This window comes from Halomonas sp. QHL1 (assembly GCF_001882345.1).
Taxonomy (GTDB): Bacteria; Pseudomonadota; Gammaproteobacteria; order Pseudomonadales; family Halomonadaceae; genus Vreelandella.
Map to the genome: position 1 here is coordinate 4,116,369 of NZ_MINL01000001.1, position 22,518 is coordinate 4,138,886.

Annotated in this window: 17 protein-coding genes; 15 read left to right on the plus strand and 2 right to left on the minus strand. The window is 50.3% G+C overall.

From position 1 onward, the window contains the following. The first annotated feature begins 42 nt into the window (after positions 1 to 42). The 12 genes from QHL1GM_RS18860 (at position 43) to QHL1GM_RS18915 (ending at position 16,881) form a co-directional block, all read left to right on the plus strand. Positions 43 to 2,757: a hypothetical protein gene (locus tag QHL1GM_RS18860; RefSeq protein ID WP_071695846.1), complete on the plus strand. Its 2,715-nt coding sequence runs from the start codon at positions 43 to 45 to the stop codon at positions 2,755 to 2,757. 320 nt (positions 2,758 to 3,077) lie between these two features. Further along, positions 3,078 to 4,457: a hypothetical protein gene (locus tag QHL1GM_RS18865; RefSeq protein WP_175540405.1), complete on the plus strand. Its 1,380-nt coding sequence runs from the start codon at positions 3,078 to 3,080 to the stop codon at positions 4,455 to 4,457. Next, positions 4,450 to 5,739 carry a hypothetical protein gene (locus QHL1GM_RS18870; protein WP_071695848.1) on the plus strand — a complete coding sequence of 430 codons (1,290 nt, stop codon included), beginning with the start codon at positions 4,450 to 4,452 and terminating at the stop codon, positions 5,737 to 5,739. Before QHL1GM_RS18865 ends, QHL1GM_RS18870 begins: the two co-directional genes overlap by 8 nt. Positions 5,740 to 5,758: 19 nt before the next feature. Then, positions 5,759 to 8,017 carry an alginate lyase family protein gene (locus QHL1GM_RS18875; protein ID WP_217648555.1) on the plus strand — a complete coding sequence of 753 codons (2,259 nt, stop codon included), beginning with the start codon at positions 5,759 to 5,761 and terminating at the stop codon, positions 8,015 to 8,017. Further along, positions 8,017 to 9,813, plus strand: coding sequence for a hypothetical protein (locus QHL1GM_RS18880; RefSeq protein ID WP_071695849.1), 1,797 nt, complete (start codon positions 8,017 to 8,019; stop codon positions 9,811 to 9,813). Before QHL1GM_RS18875 ends, QHL1GM_RS18880 begins: the two co-directional genes overlap by 1 nt. Continuing rightward, positions 9,810 to 10,700, plus strand: a complete 891-nt coding sequence (locus QHL1GM_RS18885; protein ID WP_071695850.1) for a glycosyltransferase family 2 protein — start codon at positions 9,810 to 9,812, stop codon at positions 10,698 to 10,700. The genes QHL1GM_RS18880 and QHL1GM_RS18885 overlap by 4 nt, the downstream gene beginning before the upstream one ends. Continuing rightward, positions 10,697 to 11,125, plus strand: a complete 429-nt coding sequence (locus QHL1GM_RS18890; RefSeq protein WP_254795335.1) for a UDP-N-acetylglucosamine transferase subunit ALG14 — start codon at positions 10,697 to 10,699, stop codon at positions 11,123 to 11,125. The genes QHL1GM_RS18885 and QHL1GM_RS18890 overlap by 4 nt, the downstream gene beginning before the upstream one ends. Beyond that, positions 11,122 to 11,643, plus strand: coding sequence for a glycosyltransferase (locus QHL1GM_RS18895; RefSeq protein WP_071695852.1), 522 nt, complete (start codon positions 11,122 to 11,124; stop codon positions 11,641 to 11,643). Before QHL1GM_RS18890 ends, QHL1GM_RS18895 begins: the two co-directional genes overlap by 4 nt. A 5-nt stretch (positions 11,644 to 11,648) precedes the next feature. Continuing rightward, positions 11,649 to 13,031 carry an undecaprenyl-phosphate glucose phosphotransferase gene (locus QHL1GM_RS18900; RefSeq protein ID WP_071695853.1) on the plus strand — a complete coding sequence of 461 codons (1,383 nt, stop codon included), beginning with the start codon at positions 11,649 to 11,651 and terminating at the stop codon, positions 13,029 to 13,031. A 76-nt stretch (positions 13,032 to 13,107) separates the two neighbouring features. Continuing rightward, complete coding sequence (locus QHL1GM_RS18905; RefSeq protein WP_254795336.1) at positions 13,108 to 14,391, plus strand: O-antigen ligase; 1,284 nt, start codon at positions 13,108 to 13,110, stop codon at positions 14,389 to 14,391. A gap of 193 nt (positions 14,392 to 14,584) precedes the next feature. Continuing rightward, the gene (locus QHL1GM_RS18910) at positions 14,585 to 15,268 is read left to right on the plus strand and encodes a hypothetical protein (protein WP_254795337.1); all 684 of its coding nucleotides are present in this window, start codon (positions 14,585 to 14,587) and stop codon (positions 15,266 to 15,268) included. Positions 15,269 to 15,447: 179 nt separating this feature from the next. Further along, positions 15,448 to 16,881, plus strand: coding sequence for an MBL fold metallo-hydrolase RNA specificity domain-containing protein (locus QHL1GM_RS18915; protein ID WP_071695855.1), 1,434 nt, complete (start codon positions 15,448 to 15,450; stop codon positions 16,879 to 16,881). A 186-nt stretch (positions 16,882 to 17,067) separates the two neighbouring features. Here the strand turns inward: QHL1GM_RS18915 and QHL1GM_RS18920 are convergent, their stop codons facing one another. Together QHL1GM_RS18920 and QHL1GM_RS18925 are read right to left on the minus strand one after the other, a co-directional pair. After that, positions 17,068 to 17,658, minus strand: a complete 591-nt coding sequence (locus QHL1GM_RS18920) for a FlgO family outer membrane protein (protein WP_071695856.1) — start codon at positions 17,656 to 17,658, stop codon at positions 17,068 to 17,070. A gap of 4 nt (positions 17,659 to 17,662) precedes the next feature. Then, positions 17,663 to 18,328, minus strand: a complete 666-nt coding sequence (locus QHL1GM_RS18925) for a hypothetical protein (protein ID WP_254795338.1) — start codon at positions 18,326 to 18,328, stop codon at positions 17,663 to 17,665. 258 nt (positions 18,329 to 18,586) lie between these two features. On the opposite strand from QHL1GM_RS18925, the gene QHL1GM_RS18930 reads away from it, so the two are divergent. The 3 genes from QHL1GM_RS18930 (at position 18,587) to QHL1GM_RS18940 (ending at position 22,425) form a co-directional block, all read left to right on the plus strand. Continuing rightward, a complete protein-coding gene (locus QHL1GM_RS18930) occupies positions 18,587 to 19,591 on the plus strand; it encodes an OmpA family protein (protein ID WP_071695857.1) in 1,005 nt (334 codons plus the stop codon). 621 nt (positions 19,592 to 20,212) lie between these two features. After that, the gene (locus QHL1GM_RS18935; protein WP_071695858.1) at positions 20,213 to 21,130 is read left to right on the plus strand and encodes a mannosyl-3-phosphoglycerate phosphatase; all 918 of its coding nucleotides are present in this window, start codon (positions 20,213 to 20,215) and stop codon (positions 21,128 to 21,130) included. A 74-nt stretch (positions 21,131 to 21,204) separates the two neighbouring features. Then, positions 21,205 to 22,425, plus strand: a complete 1,221-nt coding sequence (locus QHL1GM_RS18940) for a glycosyl transferase (protein ID WP_071695859.1) — start codon at positions 21,205 to 21,207, stop codon at positions 22,423 to 22,425. The last annotated feature ends 93 nt before the right edge of the window (positions 22,426 to 22,518 follow it).

A 22,518-nucleotide genomic window follows, 5' to 3' on the forward strand; every position in this document is an offset into this window, starting at 1 on the left:
AAGTAATCGCTGATTCGATAATTTATTCGTGAGTGTTAAGAAATGAAGTTTGTCCGTAACCAATTTCTCTCTATGATCCGGGAAATACATCCTGTCTACCAACGCCATAAATATTGGCTATCGCCGATAAAAGAGTTGGCACTAAAAATTCCCTCATTTAAACGATTGCGAGATACTGCCATTGACGGGCGTGAGCGTAGTAGCGAGCGACGAAAACTGAATGTTTCAATGGTGCTTCAGGACAAAGATGCCAGCCATGCTGTTCCGAATCTAATTGAGAATACTCATTCTAGACTAATGCACGCTACATTTGAGGATGTGGTGCTATTTTATCGTGAGGCTGTCCGTTACAACGACCTTCAGCTTGCAGTTGAATATTTTTGTGTTTGGTTGGAAAGACATTACCAAGATCTTTCTAATAGACAGCTTTTGGAGTACTTGGAGACGCTGGCATTCTCGCTTCGTAGCCTCAATGGTCGCTATATTAGTGCGGTTCCAAGTATCGATTTGAAACATATAAAATCAGAAAAAATAAGTAGACGTGCACGTTTAGCGTATATAACCGTACTTGTTGATAATCTTGAGTTAAAGCGTGCTGAAACCCTCCTTGAAATTGCGGTAAATGAAAAGCCGATCCTCCTGTTTCAAACGATTAACGTTTTACAAAGGAAGCCCGCCCGCGTTGAGTTAGACGCGACGCCTCGCTTAGCATTGCGGGATCAAGTACTTGAAATGCTACACGATAGTTTGCTAAAGCTAGAGGTAGAGGATACATTTATTACGCTGTTTAAAATGAGTGCGCAAAAAGATAATAATCAGCTCATATCTTTAGCAGAAGAGTCGATTCAGATCCTCCCGAAAATCGATATAAAGGAAGAGTGGGTTGTATCTCTCACACCTCTTTTTAAGGCCGTGATTCGTCAACTTATTTCACTCGACCGATCCGACATTGCACGCGCATTGCTTGAGTGGATTAAACCAGTATTCCCCGAGTCTTTAGTCGATGACATAGAAACGCGGATAGCAATTTACCACTTAAATGACGATGCGGCCTACCGCTATCTGATAGAAAAGGCCGATCACTCTCCAACCGCAAGAACTTTATTGATTCCTTTGGCTAGAGATCTTAATGACTTTCAAACGGCCAGAAAATTCGCAGAAGAGCCTCTTGTTGATAGTGCGCCTCTTCGACGGCAAATAGCCCAAAAGAGCACGGTTGATCGTCTTCGCTTTCTTGAGCAAACGTCTGAGATCAATCAACGTGTAGAACAGCCCGAAAAACCATCAGGATATGTGTTTTTAGCCTCTTTAAATTGCTTTAATACACTAGCTATGGTGGCACCTACTCTGATCGAATTAAAGAGTAAGGGATTCGCTGTCGGCTCACTAATGAAAGGTGTTCTGGACCAGAAGCCACCAAGAGCTGCAGATGACGTCATCGCCAATCTCTTTAATAGTATTGAGCATACCAGAGAGGATGGTAAAGTTATCTTAGAATGGGATGTCGATTGGCCAAATCGCGTAGTATCAGTTGAAGGCGTGAACTATTATCAGGGCATCTACGAGCGACTCAGCACGATTTTCCGACGTGCCACCATATCTATAGAAGATGAACCTATCGCGTCCACATTTCAAAGCCTGATCCGCCGGTGTGACTATATTCTTCGAGTTTGCAAACGTATTGAGAACGCGGTTGAACACGCTGGCCAGCCGATCATTCTTCTGGGGAGCAACTCGCATGTCGCGCCATACTCGGTGTTCCGAGATTTTGCACTGGCACGCCGTATTCCAAATCTCCGCTACGTAACTGCCAGCGTCGCTTATGAAAACTACTATAGTAACCTTGGCAGCAAGACCTCTGGTTCGATGGCCGTAGTTGACATGACACTTCATACCAACTGCCGGGCTCCTTTCTTAGCAATACCTGAACGTTTTGAACGCTGGTATCGGGACAACAAAGATAGCCACGAGGTCCAGAAGCGATTTGAAGAGCTCGTAGCAAAGAATAGAACCGGTAGTGGGGAGAATGTTCATTTTTCTCCAGCGGCTGAAGCGCTCAACAAAGCTCGCAACGAAGGGCGACGGATTGTATGTTGTTTTGGTAAAATTCTTTGCGACTTAGCTGTCCCTTATGATGGAGGGCCAGCTCACAGTGATATGCTTGACTGGGTGCATCACTCAATAAAAATTGCTCGTGAGAACCCACAGCTTCTATTGTTAATTAAACCCCATCCTCATGAGCTTCGCCCAGAGATTGCTCTTGAACTCACAGAAAAACTTGAAGATATATTACCGAAAGATTTGCCTGAAAATGTTGTTATTCTAAATCATGCTGAGTTCAATGCTGGTGATTTGGCCCAATATTTGGATCTTGCAGTGCTATGGAATGGTACAGCGTGCTTGGAACTCACTGGGCTCGGGCTACCGGTCGTCATGTGTAGTCATTTTGGCCGACATGACTATCCCATAGGCTTGCACTACCCCAAAGGTAGATTAGACTACGAACACATGATAGCAAAAGCGGCACTAGCTTCTCCGAACCCAGAACTTCGAAAGGAAGCCATGGGGCTTCTCCATTATATGGGAACAAAAGAGGTCGCGATCCCTAATCTATACAGTCGTCGCCCGATAACTAACGATAGCATTGGTGTGCCCACTTGGTATATGGATAGAGTTAATGAGTACTTAGCTTCAGGTGATCAGTATATGAAGATTGCTGCAGAGCGAATCATAGAAGGTGTAAACATATCTCGTTGATTAGTTTGCGTTATTATACTTTTCTATGAAAGGTAGCTTATGCTTAACTGCTATAGGTAAATTTTTTATGTGCCTCAGTGATCTGCGCAGGTTTTTGTGCGTGACTCAGTTGTGTAATTGTTCTTGCGAAATATTGCCTGGAGTCACCCTTGGGAGTTAAAAGAGAACGGCGTGTGATAAGTCTCATAAAGAATGTTTATCGCCAAGCAGTAAAGTATGCGGAAAAAATCAGAGCAAGAAGAGTTGGATATATTGCAAGAAAAATTTCTGACAGCAGAAGTCCACTAGAGTGCTTTTATACTCTTCAAGTAAACAGGTTCATGTCTGCGAAAAATCTATGGGGCGCTCTTTCTTATTTAGAAAATAAGCGAGATCCTGCATATGATTTTATTGTTAAGAACAAAAAAAATATTATAAATATAGAGCTGAGGTGTTTGATTAGAATGCGTGAGCTTCTATCCTCACCATCCCCTGCTTCAGCAGAAGAATTGAATGAGTTTATTGTTTTTTATAAGTTGCGAAAGGGAAGTTTAAAAATTGAAAGTGAATTTAGACGATTGTTGATAGCACTAATAGCTAAAAAATTAACTTCCACTGAGGCTTATGAGGCCTTTGCTCGTGCAGGATTGATGGACAAAATTACTATTCATCAAGTGCTTAAGATATTGCATAAGGCTTCAATCGAAAAACAATGTTCTATCTTTTATAGTTTAAAGGAGCAGTACTCAAAAGAGATGAATCCTGCTGCAATAGTAAAAGTTAATTTTTGGGAGTCTCGAATAAGTGATTACGTGGAGTTGAGATATGAAGATATTGAGGAAAACTTCTGTCAATTAAAAAAATCTCTTTCAAAAGAGTACGGAATACACTTGCGGCCACTCTTCAATGCTATTCCTGAAAATAAAAATATCCTTGATTTTCAGGTTAATGAAAATAAGTACCTCAAGATAAAAAGTGAACTGAGGAAAGCGATAATCAAAAGAGAATGTTATTCTTTTGTTCGTCTTAATGATGGTGAAGGATACGGTTTTCCTAATAATGCCTTACCTTGTGCATTTGATATGGAGCGGCAGGAACTGCATTGGTGGGGGGAGGCACTGCCTTCTGCCCTGAGAGAAAAAATACAAAAAGATTTCAGGCTAAGCTTGAGTCAGCATGATCTAGTGGGCATTCCCAGCGTTTTCAGGTTTATTGATGAACTGAGTATCAACCGCGATTACAGTATTTTTAACAATGCGCTCCTTTGTAGGTTATTTACCCTTTGCCATGGCTATTTGAAGGCATATGATGGTAAAGCCTATATCACCGAGGGCCAGATAAATCTCTATTTGTTCGATAGAGATTATATTGCTCGCTTGTCAGGCCTTGCTCAACGCGTTGTTTTTATTTCTGGGGCGAAAAAAGAATATTTGCAACGTGTTTTTTCTGAGCTACAGCACGCTACGTATATTGAATTGCCAACACATCGCCTTTTGAAACAGGAGAAATTCAGTTACTCTGAAGCCGCAAAACCTTTGCCATATGTTTACGAAGATTACATTGAGCAGATCAAAGGGCTGGCTGGCCCTGGCGTAGTGTTCTTTATTTCCGCTGGTTTCATAGGGAAGATTTTCGCTGCGGAAGTTGCGAAAAATGGCGGAGTTGCCTTGGATGTAGGGCAGTCATTAATGAATATAGTCGCGAATCACGACGATGCTTAAACTTTATCGCTCCGTGCGTCTTTTTTTTAAGGGACTAGAAAGAAACTTCAAAATTATTCGATTCGGTGACGTGCCGGTTTATCATGTGCGGAGTGAGGCGGAAGAAAAGTATAAGCGACTAAATACATCTCGCATGCCTCGGGTGAGAGCGGCGTTTTACTTGTTCAGAGAATTTTTTGTGTCACGGCATAAGCATTATGTTGGATCTGTGCCAGAGGCTTTATATTGCGGCAGCACAAGGAACAATGAAAGAGAATTTTTGTTTCTTCAGGAAATAATGACCCGTACCGAAGTGGCTGGTTTGTTTGAGTATGAGAAAGAAAAAAATATCTCATTTTATCCGACCAGAAAAGGTAAAAATAATTTTTTCCATGTTGTTGTCAGGTTGTTTTTTTATTTTTGCTGCCTTGTTTACCTCTGCCGGATAAAAGTAAATCCCACTTCTTTAAGATTTCTTGTTCGCTTTGCCACTGCTTACTATCGACTATTTATCTATTTTGATCGCTCAAAAGGAAAGCCGAAGGTATCCATCTTTGCTAACGATCATACGGACATTTCCGTCGCACTCTCCATGATAATGCAATTGCATGGTGTTCCCAGAGTTTATGTTCAGCATGCAGAGGTGACCCAGGATTTTCCTGGTTTGGATTTTGAGTACTCTGTTTTGCGAAATGAAAAATCCTTAAAGATTTATGCTTCCATAGCCGATATTGGTGGAAGTACCTATGTCATCCCGAGGGAGAAAAAAGCCGCCTCCTTCGAGAAAATAACTCATGTTCCACCGGTTAAAGTAGATGTTGTTATCTATCTGAGCTCCAATTTTATTCAGAAAAAAGTGGAGGAGGTCATAAGTTGCTGTCAACTTAATCCCGACATTAAAAGTGTTGCGATAAAAAAACATCCACGTTCACAAGATGGGGATTTTTCTTTTCTCGATGATGTTTTCGTTCATGATGTTGTGCCTGAGTTTGATCATATCGCATTGGTTCCGAACTCTTCTGTGGTGATTGATCTTCTTCATTACGGAATAAAAGCGTATCAGTTGTTCGAGCTCGACCATATCAGAGAAGATTACTATGGTTTTGTAAGAGAGATGGTGACACCAGAAATCCATATTGATGAATTAAAGACCAGCTTTTGGAACGTAAATTTCTATAACGAAAGCTGGCTTGAGAGATTTGAAGCTTATGATCCGAGCGTTTCCGATCATTGGGAAAAAAGTCTTATCCAGTTAAAAAACGATGTCGCGAAACAGCTCACGATATCGAAGAACTTTTGTTGATTTTGTTCAAGGTGCAAATGTGCTGAATTATTTGAAAACATTGAAGCGTGTCCTACAGGTTAAATACTTATACAAAGTTGAAGTCACTAATCCTGCGGCAAGGAAAGGCCCAAAAAAGAAAGCTGTTTATTCTGCGGACGACCAAAATAAGACGTCTAGCTTTAACCAACCCAGTACTGAATTTGTTCTTTATCGAATCATAGGCAATGATCTGGTCCCTCGGCATGAGAAAGGGCAGTCACGGAAAAATTTAGATTTTATTCTAAAGAACGAGCCTGATTTGAAAGGGTGCGAAAAAAGTTTTATCGTAAATCGCATCGTTGATCCTAATGAGGAAAAATTAATTATTGGTATGCTGGAATCAGCTGGCGTTCAGTATATCCATATCCCGTTCCACCTTGATGAGTACCAAGGTTTGCCTTTGGATTATGAAGGCGTTCCAAGAAAATATTTGCCGACAGGTAAGTTGTTTTCTCAATTGAATGCCGCGCAGCAGAGCCGGATATGGATGCGTCTATATCGGCATAAAAATAACTACGTGATGAACAACAATGGGGCAAGGAATGCTGCCCTCCGAGAGGGAAAAACACATGCCAAATGGGTGCTTCCCTGGGATGGCAACTGTTTTCTTACTGCCGAGGCATGGGAAGAAATCGTTGCGGATATAGAAAAGCAGGCAGATTGCCCTTATTTTATCGTGCCCATGGCCAGAATACCCAATAACGAGAGCTTGCTGGACAAAGGTAATAGACCCAAGGCGGATGAAGAGCCGCAAATGATCTTCCGGTGTGACAGCACCCAAGAATTCGATGAGGCGTGTTACTATGGCCGCCGCCCCAAGGTGGAGCTGTTCTGGCGGCTCGGTATACCTGGAAAATGGGACCATTGGCATATAGAGCCATGGGATATTCCATGCCCAGATTACTCACAAGATGCTGGCGCCTTTGCCAAGGCGGGTTGGGTAGCTCGGCTTTTCTCGGGGCAGGCCCACTTGGAAAAGGGAAGTAGCGGTCTCGTTGATCGTGGTTTGGCTCGTAATGAAGCCATTACGGCCTTGCTCGACAAGCTCGATGGAGAAGGGTTCCATTCCAGGTACGATGCAAAACGCCTTTGCTATGTGCCTGATCTGGCTTCAGATGGCATTATAAGCGATGCGTTAAGGCGCACCTTGATAAGCACGGCGGGGGAGGCTCTGTCCCGCGGGCCCTATTCGGTCGTCGACAAAAAGACGTTGCCTCCCAGCCAGAACTCTCACGACTACTGGCACCCAGCGCCATACTTCTGGCCCAATCCAATTCCCATCCCAGGGCTTCCTTACATACGCAAGGATGGCAAGCGCGTCCCTGGTACGCGATTGTACGAGCCGATGAGCGAGAACTACGACCGTACGCGGCTACAGCGGCTTTTCGATGACACCTTTGTTCTGGCCTTGGCGGGTAGCGTGAGCCAGGATGGACTATATGATGACCAAGCAGCTAAGCTTGTTCGTACCTGGTTCCTGGACCCGGAAAAAGCGATGGCACCCCATCTTGATTACGCTCAGGTGCGTAAAGGTTGGAACAAGAACCGTGGAAGTAGTTCGGGTATCATTGAGGCAAAGGATTTTTATTACTTCCTTGATGCCGTTAGGTTGCTCGAGCAGCGCGGCAAGCTGACGCAGAGTGAATCGAGTGCGCTACGGGAGTGGCTTGCGAGGTACCTGCATTGGCTGCGCACCAGCCCGCAGGGAGTGAAGGAAGGCGCATCGCAGAACAACCATGGTACTTACTACGATCTACAGGTTAGCGCCATTGCCGCGTTTCTCGGAGAGGATACGCTACTGCGCCATACGCTGAGGGATTGCCGTTTTCGTATCGTACAGCAGTTCTCTGCCGACGGTAGTCAACCCGAAGAACTGAAGCGTACCACCACTGCTCACTACTGTTGCTTCAACCTGCAGGGGTGGATCCACTTGGCGCAACTGGCCGAGTCATGCGGCGAAGACCTGTGGAACTTTGAAGGGCCGCAGGGCCAGAGCATCCGCAGGGGAATGGAGTGGTTGCTTCCGTATATGACCAAGGAGTGGCCGTTTCAACAAATCGACGCATTCGACTCTGAGCGTTACTACCCAATTTATTACGCCTATCTTTCTCGTTATGGGGAGATGAAAGGACTTGTGCATGTGGAAATTCCCCGCCAGGAAGAGGTGAAGCCGTTGTTCTTCCCTCATGATGGTATTCGGCCCTTTTGGCAACTGAGTTGTAAGGTAAGGCATATGTTTTCTAGGTACGATACTTGATGTGGTTCTATCGCATTGCGTTACGCCAACTTTACTGGTCGGCAGCGGTACTCAAGAAATTTTTCAAACTTGTACCTCTGCCTACGCTTACGCTCGTTGCGCTGACCTTGGTGAGCCAGTTTTCTCGTATGCTGGCTTTTTTCTTACCACTGAAAGTCATTATCTTGATCGGCTCGACGGGAACGCCGCGCTATTTTCCGGATTCCTGGGCTGCCTTCGACCGGGATGTGCTGGTCATCGCACTTAGCCTTGCCACCGTCTTCTTCTATGCCGTTTCACTCTTATCGGAAAAATTGTTGAGCATTATGGCGGAGAGAGGCGCGGCGGGTGTGGTGGCAGGCACGCACAAGCTGGTCCTGTTCACGAACCAGGACGAAGTCGCCAGCCAAGCTTATCAGAAGCTGGCTGCTGGCTTGGCTACCGCAGTACTGACGGTGGTCATTGCCTTGCTTTTTTCCTTCGTTTATCCGGCTTTTCTGTTCGCTGCGCTGACCTATGTGCTGACCGCTTCAGCCTTCGTAGCGCTGGTGGGACGTACTGTCGAAGCCCGTAGCGAGCTGCAACAGAAGGCGGCGTCCCTGACTGGCCTGCTTTCGGGCATCGGCTTTATGCTTCTGTTCGCCTTTATGGTGGTGGATTTTTTGCTATGGGAAGGCGTTGGTTTCATAGTCGCAATTATCAGTTTATTGCTCTCAAGGCAGCTCCTAACCCGAATCGACGGAGTGATCAAGGATGCGATCTGGCTGAGTGGAAAGCGGCTTCAAGTAAATGCCATCTTTTTTACGGGACATCGCCTGGAGCAAGCCCCGGAGCATTCTCACAATAGGAAGTTCTGGAACTTTCTCACCTTGACTGAGAGCAGTGAGCCGCTGTTACCCGTGCTTGAGCAGGTCAGGGGGCACGAGCTGCCGGACGTTACCGAGGTAAATTGCCGTTGGAAACAAAGCGGACTGGCGGATCTGCTGGTTTTTGAAGTCGAGGTAAAGGGGGCTGAAGAGGAGCTCGAACTGTACCTGCTCAAGATATTCGGCAAACGGCATCGTAAAGCGGCGATGAGCGAAGCCGATATCTTGTCGTCCGCGTCCGGCCCTCTGCTGCCTGTACCTGAGCTTGTGTACATCGGAGAGATGGAGGGCTTTGATGTACACCTGTTCCGATTGCCCAAGTGGTGCGTTCCGGGCGGCTATACTGCGCCAAAGGTGCAGATAGAGTGGCTGGCGAAATATTGGCAGGTGGAGCCCGACAGAACACTGGTGAATCGCTATCAGCGGTCCCATCCACTGCTACAGCACCGTTTGGGCATAAGGATGCTCGAGCGATTGGCGCTCATTGCTGGTGACGGTGATGATATTGCTGCGCTAGAACAAGCCAAGAATCGCTTTGAGGATATCCTGGAAGAATTGAACCAACTGCCCTTGGTAGTGTTGAATCCCGGCGTGCCTAGGGACCTCTGTTTTGTATCGGAAACGGGGGAGCTGCTTCAGGCTCACTTGGGAAATTGGACGCTGGAACCCATCGGTGTGGGGTTGCCATGCAGTGAGACATGGCTAACGAAGCTTGATGAATTATTGGCCAAGGCGTCGGAAAAGCGAGAATCCCTACAGAATACTCCTTCGGCGCGCATTCGCCTTTGTGCTTGCTGCAGTGCTTTCGAACAGAACTTCAACAAGCAGCGATACGCCGATGCCATCGCGCTGTTGCCTAACATCCTTAGCTGCCTCTCTGAAATCAATACGGCTCATGAAGGGGAGAGCAAGAGTCCGTCTTTCCCTGCGGCGGATGAGGGCAACGCATGAGGGCAAATGTGCCAGAAGTTATCGTCTCTGTCATCGTACCTACCTACCGGGATTGGCATGCCTTGCGCTCTTGTCTAGATGCCTTGAGGGATCAGACTTTGCCGACGCAGGAGGTCGAGATCCTCGTGGTTGAGAATGCTGGCGAGAGCCAGCCACACGATTTGACGCTGCCCGGAAATGCTCGGCTCCTCCATGAGTCGGCACCCGGCTCCTATGCGGCGCGCAACCGTGGCATCGCCGAGGCCCGGGGGGCGGTAATCGCTTTTCTCGATGCGGATTGCCTGCCCGCTGTTGATTGGCTACAGGCGGGTGTTGAATGTCTGCAGGGGCAACCTGATACTACCATGGTAGGCGGCAATATCGAGTTGACTTATGCAGCACCGCAGTTGACCCCCGCCGAGTGTTTCGAAAAGGCCTTCGCTTTTCGCCAGGCGCAAAACGCCGCCGATGGCGTGGCAGTAACGGCGAACTTGATCGTGCACCGGCAGGTGGTGGAGGCCGTGGGTGTCTTCGATGACAACCTGATGTCCGGCGGGGACTTCGAATGGACACGTCGAGCGACCTCAGCAGGTTTCAAACTCGTGTATTGCGATGCGGCTGTGGTACGCCATCCAGCTCGCCATTCGTTGGCCTCCCTGGTGCAGAAGGCCCGTCGCGTCTCCACGGGCAGCATGACGCTGCATAACGAGAAACGGCTGCTTCAGGGGAGCCGTCGAGTCTTGGCCAATATTCTGACGGATCTGCGCGAGTTGTTTCGGCGCTCCGAAATGACCTGGCGGGAGCGTTGGTGGGCGCTCTATGTTATGGCCTATCTCAAGTTCGTCAAGCTTCATCAGCGCCTGACCATGACAAGCCGCCCGCATGAAACCAGGAAACTGCCACGTTGAAAGTTCTAATGGTTGCCTCGTTTGGCGGGCACTGGGTGCAGCTGCAGCGGTTGTCGGCACTGCTTGATGCGGAGGATCGCGTGTACGTCTCAACCGCGGATCGGCAGAACGCTGGTGCCACCTATTACCTTGATGATTTCAGCGTGCACGAGCTATGGCGGGGCGTAATCCAGCTACCCAAGGCGTTCAAGATGGTGCGTGAGTGCCATCCCGACCTGATTATCAGTACCGGCGCGGCGCCTGGGCTGCTGGTTCTTTTCGCCGGTTTCCTGCTGCGCAGGAAGACCCTCTGGGTGGATAGCATTGCCAATTGCCGACGGCTGTCGCTCTCCGGGCGCGTGGCCAGACTGTTTGCCAGCGAGGTGCTGACCCAATGGCCTGAACTGGCCAGGGGGCGCGTACGCTACCTGGGGAGGCTGCTTTGAGAATACTGTTTGCCGCCGGTACCCAGTTTGCTTTTCCGCGGTTGGATGAGGTGGTATTGAGCGTGGCGCGAGCGCGGCCGTCATGGTCGCTGGTATATCAAGCGGGCCCCGGCGCCCTGATCCAGGCGCTGTCTCCGTTCACCAATCTGCAAGCGCAGGCGTTGTTCAACGCGGGTGAGTTCAGCGCATTATTCGATAATGCTGATTTGGTGGTGACGCACGCCGGAATGGGCAATATCATGGCGTGCCTTGAGCAGAGCAAGCCATTTCTGATGCTACCGAGGCTTGCGCGGTTGGGCGAGCATCGAAATGATCATCAGGTGGATACCGCCGAGGCTATCTCGCGTATCTATGGCGTGCCGTTTTTTCAAGAGGTCGAGCCGCTGGTCGAGGCTGTGCTCGATGGGCATGCTGCCCTGGCATTGCCTGCCGGGGCGGTGCAACGCATTCACGATGAACGGCAGGCCTTTGGTAAGCAGCTGAATGCACTGATTCAGAAACTACAAGGATCGTCATAAAACTGATGAGAAAAAGTACCTCCGGTTTTGCTGACCGTTACCCTGCACAGTTGATCGTTCCCGTCGTCGATTTCATGGCCATCGTAGGCGCTGGCCTGCTGGCCTACTGGCTGCGTTTCGGTACCGTTGAGCTGCATGAACGCTATTGGCTAGCCATTGCCATCATGAGTTTGCTAGTTATTCTGCTCAATACCGTTCAGGGCGGCTACGAGCGTTGGCGTATCAGCCGTATCTCGTCACTGCTTGGCAAGCTGTGTCTGGTTTGGGCGACGGTGGCAATCACAGCGGCGTCACTCATTTTCTTTGCCCATGCCGCCGAGCGCTTTTCACGGCTATGGATCGGCTTTACGTTGATGATCTCGTTCGTAGGAGCCGGCGGCAGTCGTGTCGCGGCACAGCTGTTGCTGCGTCGTGCCCGTCAGTTGGGGCGGTCTCAACGGCTGGTCTTTCTGGTAGGGCCAGGTGAGCAAATTGTTCGCGTGGCCGAAGGCATGCGTAACTCTCCCGCCGAGGGTTATTCACTGGCAGGCATTGAGCGCATCTCGAAGCCGCCCGATACGGGCTGTTTGAAAAGGTTGGCGCGCCGCGTGGAAGAGTCGGGAGCGCGGGAAGTGTGGATTTGCGTGCCGCTAGAAATGGGGGGCATGGTGAGTACGATCTTTTATTCGCTACGCCATCATACCGCCGAGGTACGCTTTGTGCCGGACTTCAAGGATATGCATTTGCTCAACCATCGAATGAGCGAGGTGGCGGGGCATTTGTCCATCGATCTGAGTGTTACTCCGATTGATGGAGTTGCACGAATTGCCAAGCGCCTTGAGGACCTGACCCTCGGCACGTTTTTTACGCTACTGGCACTGCCGGTCTGCTTGCTTATTGCGGTGTCCATCAAGGCCACATCGCCTGGGCCGGTGCTGTTCAAACAGTATCGCACTGGTGCCAACGGTAAATCGTTCAAAGTCTACAAGTTCCGCACCATGGCGGTTCACCAGGAAGAAGGTGGATGTGTTACTCAAGCTTCTAAGGGCGACCCACGGATAACTCGGCTGGGGGCTTTTCTGCGCCGCACCTCCCTTGATGAGTTGCCGCAGTTCTATAATGTGCTGCAAGGGCGCATGTCGGTCGTGGGGCCCCGGCCGCACGCCCTGGCACACAACGAGTACTATATGGATATCGTGGAATCCTACATGAAACGACACAAGGTCAAGCCTGGGATTACCGGTTGGGCCCAGGTTAACGGCCTTCGTGGTGAGACGGACACCGTGGAAAAGATGGAGGGCCGAGTTCAGTGCGACCTCTGGTACATTGACAATTGGTCACTGTGGCTGGATCTTCGAATCGTCGCTCTGACGATCTTCAAAGGTTTTGTTAACCCGAATGCCTACTGAGTCGTAAATTGCATTCGCGACAGGTTAAGGTTGATTTGTTTGATGCTAGAATGGCCAGCTTTTGAGCTGGCCATTTTTGATTCTGGCCTCCTATTTTTTTGGATACACCATAATCGCTATGACTTTCTCTTCTTCGATAGAGACGTTAACCCCCATGCATCTTTATACCAGCCTATCGGTTTTTCTGTTGGGCGCCATTGCCCTGGTTGTGCCTTCCGGATATTCGGTGGGGGCCGTGCTGCTCTTGATGGGCAGCATCACATTGCTCATCAAGCAGCCAGCACTTAGTTTGAAACGCCAGGACTGGCTGGTAATTGTTGCTTTAGTTGTTTATGCCGCCAGCGGCATGCTAGCAGCTTGGTGGGATGGCCAAGGCACGCGAGGCATCGACAAACCTATACGCTTCCTGTTGGCCGTGCCCGCCATGTTGCTGATAATAGCTTACCCGCCACGATTAAGCTGGCTTTGGAGCGGCCTAGCCATTGGTGCCATCGGTGCCGGAACTTGGGCTGGCTGGCAGAAGCTCGTCGAAGGGGAGTGGCGGGCTACTGGTTATACTCATGTCATTCAGTTTGGCAATCTGAGCATGCTGATGGGGATTCTGTGTTTGGCTGGGCTAGGTTGGGCGGTAGCGCAACCTAGACGCAAGAGCTGGATAGCATTGTTATTGGTGGGGGCATTAGCAGGCGTATTCGGGTCGCTGTTCTCAGGTAGTCGTGGGGGCTGGGTCGGTTTGCCGTTTGTCTTGCTTGTGCTCTACCGTGGCTATGGTCGCCATTTGCCGAGTGTTTTGAAGATTGGGGCGTTGCTAGCGGTTGTGATAGGGGGGGGCCTAATGTATTTCGTACCACAAACCGGTGTGCAACTCCGAGTTCATGAAGCATTTAATGATGTTGCGCTTTACGTGTCGGGTGAAAGCCGGACGACTTCAGTCGGCGCTCGCTTTGAGATGTGGAAAGGTGCTTATCAGCTAATACTAGAAAAGCCATTCACCGGTTGGGGCGAAAATGGATATAAGCAAGGTATGCAAATTTTGGCGGATGAGGGTGTGGTTAATGAGGTCGTGACAAAATATGGTCATGCGCACAATGAGTTTATAGATGCATTTGCTAAGCGAGGCATGATTGGCCTTGCCATATTGCTGGTTCTATTTCTTGTCCCTATGCGTCTCTTTGCATCGCAAATAACGGCGGATAATCTTGAGTTGCGCGCGCTGGCTGTGGCAGGAGTGCTACTACCGGTGGCCTACATTGACTTTGGACTCACCCAGGTGTTTTTAACCCATAACAGTGGGGTAATGATGTATGCCTTTTTGCTTGCCGTGCTATGGGGGTGTTTCTCGGTGCGCACTAGGGGATGATTGAGGGAGAGTTGCCATTTCATGTAAATGGTTTCTTACATCTCGTTGAACAATTCTCTACGCAAGATTAATTAATAGTGCAGTAGAATTTATAGGCTCCAGCTAATAGCTGGGCTAATCAATAGGCCAGCAGGAAACTTAAAGGGAGGTTTGCTGCACATAATAATGGCCGATAATTATTCAAGGGAAAACGATGCTTAAAATGAAAAAAACACTCTGCTTAGTCGGCAGTGCTTTGGCGTTGACATTGATTGCCAGTAATAGCTTCGCGTTTGATAAAAAAGTAACGGTTTCTGCTATCGCCGGTACCACGGGGTTCGGGGCAGATGCCTCTTGGCGTTTCCATGAAAACCTAGCTGTTACCGCACGCTATACAGACGGCTTGGATTTAGATACTGATTTTGATGAAGATGGCGTGAACTACAACGCTGACTTTGGAATGAAGGCGTCTAGCGTCAAAATGGATTATTTCCCCTTCGGCGGCCGGTTCTTCCTATCGGCAGGCATCATGATGCCGGATATCGAAGCGAATGTGGTTGGTACGCCAGATGACGGCAGTACGTATGAAATTAACGATAATACTTATACTGCCACTGAGATTGGTTCAGTCGTGGGTAGCGCTACCGTTTCGGATGGTACCCAACCTTATGTGGGCCTTGGGTGGCGCAGTTCGCACCAGAGCGGGCTTTCGTTTTTCTCCGAGTTCGGTGTTGTAGCGACCAACGTTGACGTATCTCTGAGCACTACCCGTAACTTGGAAGCGCTGAACCCGCAGCTTCAGGAGGATATTCGTGCTGAAGAGCAAAGCCTCAAAGATGATATCGATAAGCTACCAGTGTTCCCCGTTGCTGTCCTGGGCGTTTCTTACACGTTTTAAGCTTTAAAGCTTGTGGTTTATTTGCCGCTAGCTAATAACTGACTTTTAAGATAGACAGACTGTATCGCCCGTCATCACCTCATAAGTGGTGGCGGGCGTTTTTGTTTATTTTTATTGCATTTATAGGCTGTTGTTAGTTTTAAATAATACTTATTCGGACACTGCTTGGAGAGCTGACGATGGCGATAAAGCCCAAGACAACTTCTCTATCAACTATCATCCATCATGGCGGTGCCAGTGGCGTTACCGGTAGTTGTCATCAGCTTATTGTTAATAGTGAGTCTTCACTATTAATCGATTGTGGTCTGTTTCAAGGCGAAGACGCACAGCAGGATAGTTTCGATCAGCTCACTGTCGATTTTGATATTTCAACGATAAAAGCCTTGGTCATTACCCATGTTCATATTGACCATGTGGGGCGGTTGCCTTATTTACTGGCGGCTGGATTCTCTGGTCCCATTTTGTGCTCGAAGCCTTCGGCTAAGCTATTGCCGTTGGTGATTGAAGATGCGTTGAAAATTGGCTTTACCCGAGATGTTAGTTTAATTGCCCAGTTTTTAGAGCGGATCGAGCAGCAGTTGGTGCCGTTGGATTATGCCAAATGGCACACCGTGGAGGCTACGCCCTCTACCTCCATGAAGGTAAAGCTTCAGCGCGCAGGGCATATTCTGGGTTCTAGCTATGTGGAAGTCGCATTACGGGAACACCCTTCAAATCGTCGTGAGCGGGTGGTGTTCTCCGGCGATTTGGGAGCGGCCAATTCTCCCTTACTACCCGCGCCTAAATCGCCATCTAAAGCAGATGTTTTAGTGCTTGAATCAACTTATGGCAATCGACTACACGAAGGACGTGATGAGAGGACAACCCTCTTAAAGCGGGCTATAGAACAGGCGTTAGAAAATAAAGGTACGGTCATTATTCCTGCTTTTAGCATAGGCCGAACCCAAGAGCTGCTTTACGAGTTGGAGGGGATTATTCATCGTGCGGGGAATGATTCGCTCTGGCAGTCGCTGGAGATTATCGTCGATTCGCCCCTAGCCGCACGATTCACGCGAGTCTATCGCGACTTAAAACCATTCTGGGATGATGAAGCGCAGAAGCGCTTGAGGGCAGGGCGGCATCCGCTCAATTTTGATGCGCTGTATACCGTGGATAGTCATGAAACGCATGAGCAAACGGTACGCTATTTAGCCGAAAGCGGTAGGCCTGCCGTGGTTATTGCCGCCAGCGGAATGTGCGCAGGTGGCCGGGTAGTGAACTATTTAAAAGCCATGCTGGGTGATCCACGCCATCAGGTGCTATTTGTAGGCTACCAGGGTGCGGGCACACCGGGGCGTGATATCCAGCGCTTCGGGCCGCAGGGCGGTTGGGTAATGTTAGATGGTGAACGTTATGATATCCGCGCGGGTGTGACCACAATCAGTGGTTACTCCGCTCACGCTGATCAGCGGGATCTATTGAGCTTTATCAAGCGAATGCGCCATTGGCCCAGGGAGATTCGCCTTGTGCATGGTGATGATGCGGCCAAGCAAGCACTTAAAACCGCCATTGAGACAATGGCGGTTAAGCATCGGCGCTCGGTAACAGTGGATTTGCCTGAGAATTCTTCGTAGGGCTGTTTAATCAATTTACAGCTCATGCCATATGAACTGTCATCGCGAGCGAAGCGTGGCGATCTGGGTTTTGTGCCGCCACAGCAGGTTGAGATTGCCGCGTCGCTGCGCTCCTCGCAATGACATATAGTTAGGCTACTCGTAATGACATGTGAGAAAGCTCCTCCCCAAGGCATTTTTAATTGCTCACCAACCCCCTTGGCCTTCTAACAAGCTGCGGGTGTTGTTATTTAGCGGCAGGCGGAAATCAGCGCTGCCAAGCACCATGGCATCGCCTGCCCGCACTACCCGAGCACTCACATAGACGTAGTCCTGGCCTTGGGCATAGGTGCCCATCAATATTGATCGTGCGTTGTGTTGGGCGGTTAAACGCTGAACTTGCCGTGAAAGAATCAACTCCCCTACGCGCTCTTCGATAAACATGCTGTCGCGCATTTTTACTTCACGTACCTGCATGCCCTGGCGGGACAGTGCGGACGCCATAATTTCAGAGCTGATACGCCCAAGCGTGGATGACTGGCTTAGATTGTCGATGCTCACAAAGGTGGCGGCAATCATGGGGCTATAGCGTTTTATCTCTGGATTGCTGGCAACCATCTGCTCGGCAGCGGCATGAACCAATTCAGAAAGATCGGGTTCCGGTTCGGCAGCTGTGTTGTTAGCATTGCCCATCGCGCTACAGCCCGCCAGTAACAGTAGCGTCATGCCAATGGCCATCCCACGGGTAGCATGGCTGATAGAGCGGGCGCGCCGAGCGGCGAAAAGTGTGATCAGCATGAAGTTACCACGTATCAGTAAGGGGAACGGTGGGCGTGCTAGGTGCCTGGGGCACGCGGTGAGGGGCATATTGACGACGATCACCGGCATTAATGTAGTAAATGTTGGACGAAGAGTAGAGAATTCGTTCGCCATCGATAATTTGCGTCGTCACGATGATCTCTTCGTTACCGGTGTGCGTCCAACTACCGCTGGTGGTATCGGCAATCATGGCGGCGGGGATTAACCCCAGTGCAGGTTCGGCCCACTGGTTATACGGAATTGTTGCTACCGCGATGCCCGCGGTAAGTGCGGTGAAAGCGCCGATGGGCGGGCGGACAAAACCGCGATCACGGTGTTCGACAACTTCGACATCGAAGGTGATATTGGCGCTGTTGGCAGTCGGAACGGTGGTAAGGTTGGCGCCCCGCGAGACCAGCTCGCTGGTCAGCAGCGCGCGAAAGCCACGCTCAAATTCACCGCCGCTGTATGCGTGCAGTGCTTCATTGTCTGGTTCGCTAATGTGTAAATCGCGATTGCGAACACGCTCACGTTGCAAAATGCTGGTAGCTTCATGGCGGGCTAGCACATCCCAGTGATGGGCTGCCTGCATACGCTGCTGTTCTGTATAAGGGTAGGTGGTGGCTATCGGCGCTTGGGATGTATTGGCATAAAAGCAGCCGCTTAGCATTAAGCTTGCCAGCCCCAAGCTCACAGGACGTATGAAATAGGGTAATGGAAATAATCGGGGACGGGTGCGCACCTGGTGGTTCCTTTTTCGCTACAAAACGGCTTTTGATAGACTGTTCGCCATGCTTAGTTTGCCATGCCTAATTCGACGTACCTAATTTGATGTGCCTAGTTTTAAGTATCTGATTTTAAGTAACTGATTTGATATACCTAGCTAGATCGGCCACGAGGTTAAAAACTTTAATGAGCGATAACACCAATGCTTGAAGATCATCACAGTGCTCCGCGCCATGATTCGCTAATGTCGGCCTATCATGAAAGTGATAGTGGTAGCGGTTGGATGATCAGCTATCTCGATATCATGACCTTGTTGGTGGCTCTTTTCGTGGTCATTATCGCTGCCGCTGGGCCGGTTATCCCTCAGTGGAACCAGGAAGAGAGTGCGAGCGAATACGCCTACACCCCGTCGTCGGCTTTGGAAGTGCCCCTGCCCGAATCTTTGGCCCAGGCAAGCCATGAGCGTGCGGTCGTCGCCCGGTGGAGCGGAGCAGGATTGAACCCCATGGCGATTAGTGCGGCGATGGGTGTCGCCGGGTTGCCCAAATTGACGGGGCTTGCTCGTCGTGTCAGCTATGGTGTTCCGCCACTTTTGGCAGCGCCGCCACCGCCCGCCGTGCCGGACTTCACCTTGCCGAAACTGATGATGCCCGCGGGCAGCGATGATTTTACATCGCCTCTGGCCGACTACATGGTGGTGTTAACCGACCGGCCCCCGGTAAATGTGCAGGCAGTTAGCGACGAGTCAGTGGCCGGGGCGGTTGCGCTAAATCAGGCGCTTTCCCAGCGTGTCGAAGAGTCTACGTATCTGCCCGACCTTGCAGGTGTCGAAGTATCGCGGGTGGCGGAGGGGATTAGTCTCCGCGTGCAGGATCAACTGCTGTTTCCTTCTGCAACGGCTGAGCTAACCAATGATGGCTCGTCACTGGTGGGCAGTTTGCTGGAGACAATTCAGCGCTACGATGGCGAAGTATGGGTCGAAGGCCATTCGGACAGCCAAACCATCAGCACTGACGAATTCTCGTCTAACTGGGCGCTGTCTAGCGCCCGTGCCATTGCCATTGTGGAAGCACTGGAAGCGGAGGGGGTCGATGCTGAGCGCTTACGTGCCGTAGGCTTGGCGGCCACAAAACCACTGGAAAGTAACGCCTCTGCGGAAGGTCGTGCGCGTAATCGGCGGGTTGAGGTCGTTATTCACGTTGAGTAATGCTCGGTAACGAACATGTCATTGCGAGGAGCGCAGCGACGCGGCAATCTCGGGCTGCGGTGGCAGTTAACCCCGAGATTGCTTCACTGCGTTCGCAATGACAAAACCGAGGTCGCCGCGCGTCGCTCGCGATGACATGAAATGGGCAATGACAAAGAGAAATACTAATAAAAAAAGCCCGCCGGGGGAGGCGGGCATTAAAGGGCTTGGCTCACTGCAGCCCACTGGGATCAGGTGAGGGGTGTACAGGATCACCAGTGGGTACAACTCCAGTATAGCTATTTATGAGGCGTTGCCAAGCCCTGTAACGCTTTTTATTGGTTTTCTTGTTACTTTCATCAGTTCTCATGCGCTTTTTTGATTGAAAACAGCATCAAAAGTGCACCGATCTCATTCATGCGCTTTTATGGTGCGCTGCAGCTGCATCTTTTTGGTGCTTGTGGGTTTTTCTATTTATTAATCCATTATAGCTTCATGTAACTCCCTGCTGAACCGTCAATTCTCTCTTTTGGCTTATTAATTGCTATGCTTTTAGTAGTCAATTAATAGCAGGTCTTAGCCAATTAGGCGTTCTAGTCATGACGACCTAACAGTTCGCCAAGGCCGAAGAGAGGTAGTGCCATGCCTGAATCCGCTCGTCTTACAGCGTCAATCCCTTCGGTTGACCCTGCTCTCCAGCCGCGGCTGGTAGTGACCGATTTAGATGGCTCACTGCTCGATCATCACAGTTATGACTTCAGCCCTGCAGCCCCCTGGCTTGCCCGCTTAAAGCAGATGGGGGTGCCGGTAATTCCGGTGACCAGTAAAACCCGTGCCGAACTTATTCCACTGCGTGAGGCGCTGGGCCTCACGGCAACACCGTTTATTGCTGAAAATGGTGCGGTTATTGGTCTGCCGCCAGGCTGGTGCCATGCACGCTTAGACCGCCCAGGCAGCGGCCGCGATGGCGTCGTTATCAAACATCCTGGTGTGGATATTGGTTTTATTCGTGCTCGATTGAAGGTATGGCGCGAACGCCTGGATATTCGTTTTACTCGCATGGGCGAGATGAGTGTGCCTGAGGTGATGGAGCTTACCGGGCTGGATGCGGTTCGCGCCCGGGATGCACGGCAGCGGGAAGGCAGTGAGCCGCTGCTTTGGGAGGACACTGCCGCGGCGCTTGAAACTTTTCGCGCCGCTTTAGAGGGGGATGGGTTAGAACTTACTCAAGGCGGGCGCTTTTGGCATGTGATGGGGCGCTCCGCGGACAAGGGCACTGCCGTCGAGTGGCTGATTAAGCGCTTTACGGCGTTAAGAGGCCGAGCACCTCTTTCACTGGGATTAGGAGACGGGCCGAACGATATCACCATGCTCGAAGCGGTCGATCAAGCGGTCGTGATTCGCGGTTGCCACGACTTAGCCGTAGAGCCCCGCATCACTTCGCTCTATCGCACGGAAGCAACAGGGCCGACCGGCTGGGCCGAAGGCGTGGATTACTGGTGGGGGCGAGACGACCGCCGTTTAGCGGCGGCGGAGAAGGGTGATGCCATTGTTCTTTGAGTACAGTTCTTTGAGTACAGCTATTTGAGTCCAGTACTTTGACTCCAGTTCTATGAAACCAGGGAGGTAAGCGCATGAGTGACTTTCATCAAAATGGAATTATTACCGACTTTCACAACCTTACCCGGCGCACGGTCGAAGAGCTTGAACAGGAGCTTTGTCAATTTTCCCGTCGTCGCCCAATGGGGCTGATTCTGCCGTCGCTGTTTTCGGAGCTGGAAGGGCCAGCGCTGTCGGCGATCGTTGATGAGCTGGTTAAAGTCCCGTATCTCAATGAAATTGTCATTGGCTTGGATCGAGCTGATCGCGAGCAATTTTTACACGCTCGGGAATTTTTCTCACGCCTGCCGCAGCACACGCGCATCTTATGGAACGATGGCCCACGGCTGCGCGACCTGGATGCGGAGCTTGAAGAGCATGGGCTAGGCTCGCTGGAACCCGGTAAAGGGCGCAATGTGTGGTACTGCGCAGGCTATATGCTGTCGTCAGGTCGCTCGACGGTGGTGGGGCTGCATGACTGCGATATTTTGACCTACGAGCGGGGGCTGCTGGCACGCTTGATGTATCCGGTTGCCCACCCTAATTTCAATTACAGTTTCTGCAAAGGCTATTACCCGCGTATTGCCGAGGGCAAGCTGAACGGTCGTGTGTCTCGGCTGTTAGTGACGCCGCTACTGCGGGCGCTTAAAACCGTCTGCGGGCCGCTGCCTTATCTCGACTACTTGGACAGCTTTCGTTATCCGCTTTCGGGTGAGTTTGCGATGCGCAGCGAAGTGCTTGAAGGAATCCGTATTCCTGCGGACTGGGGTTTGGAGATTGGCGTTTTGTCTGAGTTGCAGCGCAACTACTCGCTACGCCAGCTCTGCCAGGTCGATATTGCCGATGCCTACGACCATAAACATCAGCCGGTTAGCGAAGATGACCCGGATAGCGGTTTAAACCGCATGAGCCTGGATATTTCAAAAGCGCTTTATCGCAAACTAGCCACTCAGGGCATTACCTTTAGCAGCGAAGACTTCCGCACACTTAAAGCCACCTATTACCGCTTTGCATTAGATCTGATCGAGGCCTATGACCACGATGCCACCATGAACGGTCTAAGCCTTGATCGCCACAGCGAAGAGCAGGCCGTGGAGCTATTTGCCAGCAACCTGCTCGAAGCTGGCAATCTATTTCTGGATAACCCCAGAGAGCGGCCCTTTATCCCCAGTTGGAACCGGGTGCAGGCTGCGGTGCCGGATCTGCTCACACGTATGCACGAGGCGGTCGAATTGGATAACCAAGGTAAGGTTTAGCGCCTATTCATATGCCATTGCAAGGCGCCTTCCCAATATGTCATTGCGAGGAGCGCAGCGACGCGGCAATCTCGGCCTGCGGTGGCAGCTAAC

Bases quoted from the DNA above. Each gene is read 5' to 3' on its own strand.
- QHL1GM_RS18860 (WP_071695846.1), top strand. From the start codon at position 43: ATGAAGTTTGTCCGTAACCAATTTCTCTCTATGATCCGGGAAATACAT.
- QHL1GM_RS18865 (WP_175540405.1), top strand. From the start codon at position 3,078: ATGTCTGCGAAAAATCTATGGGGCGCTCTTTCTTATTTAGAAAATAAG.
- QHL1GM_RS18870 (WP_071695848.1), top strand. From the start codon at position 4,450: ATGCTTAAACTTTATCGCTCCGTGCGTCTTTTTTTTAAGGGACTAGAA.
- QHL1GM_RS18880 (WP_071695849.1), top strand. From the start codon at position 8,017: ATGTGGTTCTATCGCATTGCGTTACGCCAACTTTACTGGTCGGCAGCG.
- QHL1GM_RS18885 (WP_071695850.1), top strand. From the start codon at position 9,810: ATGAGGGCAAATGTGCCAGAAGTTATCGTCTCTGTCATCGTACCTACC.
- QHL1GM_RS18900 (WP_071695853.1), top strand. From the start codon at position 11,649: ATGAGAAAAAGTACCTCCGGTTTTGCTGACCGTTACCCTGCACAGTTG.
- QHL1GM_RS18910 (WP_254795337.1), top strand. From the start codon at position 14,585: ATGCTTAAAATGAAAAAAACACTCTGCTTAGTCGGCAGTGCTTTGGCG.
- QHL1GM_RS18915 (WP_071695855.1), top strand. From the start codon at position 15,448: ATGGCGATAAAGCCCAAGACAACTTCTCTATCAACTATCATCCATCAT.
- QHL1GM_RS18920 (WP_071695856.1), bottom strand. From the start codon at position 17,658: ATGCTGATCACACTTTTCGCCGCTCGGCGCGCCCGCTCTATCAGCCAT.
- QHL1GM_RS18925 (WP_254795338.1), bottom strand. From the start codon at position 18,328: ATGCTAAGCGGCTGCTTTTATGCCAATACATCCCAAGCGCCGATAGCC.
- QHL1GM_RS18930 (WP_071695857.1), top strand. From the start codon at position 18,587: ATGCTTGAAGATCATCACAGTGCTCCGCGCCATGATTCGCTAATGTCG.
- QHL1GM_RS18935 (WP_071695858.1), top strand. From the start codon at position 20,213: ATGCCTGAATCCGCTCGTCTTACAGCGTCAATCCCTTCGGTTGACCCT.
- QHL1GM_RS18940 (WP_071695859.1), top strand. From the start codon at position 21,205: ATGAGTGACTTTCATCAAAATGGAATTATTACCGACTTTCACAACCTT.